The organism is Erwinia sp. OLFS4 (assembly GCF_002752165.1).
Taxonomy (GTDB): Bacteria; Pseudomonadota; Gammaproteobacteria; order Enterobacterales; family Enterobacteriaceae; genus Izhakiella.
In genome coordinates, this window is record NZ_MOMB01000031.1 from 1 (window position 1) to 773 (window position 773).

Annotated in this window: 1 pseudogene; it reads left to right on the forward strand. The window is 49.2% G+C overall.

From position 1 onward, the window contains the following. Window positions 1-773 (forward strand): annotated as a pseudogene (locus BL249_RS18940) (hypothetical protein); the annotation flags it as partial.

Genomic DNA, 773 nt, shown 5'->3' on the forward strand with positions numbered 1-773 from the left:
TACGACATGCTGAATGACGAAGAAGCACCGGAAGATATTCGCGCGGTGATAGATGGCCTTTGCCGCGTTACCGCCGTTAAAAATATGTTCCCTGCATCCGTTGATAATTTGCTTACCGCCCTCCGCGCCCGGACGCCACCGGATGATAACCCCGATGATATACAGGCGTTTGCTGAAAAATGGGTAGCAACAAGACCCGGAGAGCGTGAATCAACCGAGCGTCGTACCTACGACTTGCTTGATCTGGTAATAGCATTGGCACTTAACGGCGTTAAACGCGCCGATGCCAAAGCTTCTGACGTGAAGAATGCCCGTGCGCTTATCAATGGCCGGGATCAGACCTGGCGAATGTGGAGCGCTTCTCTGCGAGTCATCGTAGATATTCTGGATGTCGATGATGAAACAATTTTCGATCTGGTATCCGCTGGTATGAAGTTCGATACGTTCGCTACCGATGCTGCTTTACGTAAGGAATACATTCGCAAATGCCTTACAGAACGCTGTGGTATGGTTTTTGAAGATACCATCCAACCCGTCCGTAGCGACGAGCAACAAGAAGTTGAGAGTACGCAGCAAACCACCTCAAATGAAGGGGAAAAAACGGAAGTACATAATTTGGGTGGTGGGAAATTCAGCATTGACGGCCTGATTGGTTCTAGCGCTGAACCAGCAAACGATACCAGCGCTCCAAATGAAACAGAAAAACCAGTAACAGAGCATTCTAATGATCCAGTAAAAATACCGGAAGCTACCCCTGTGGTGGTTACTGCGCC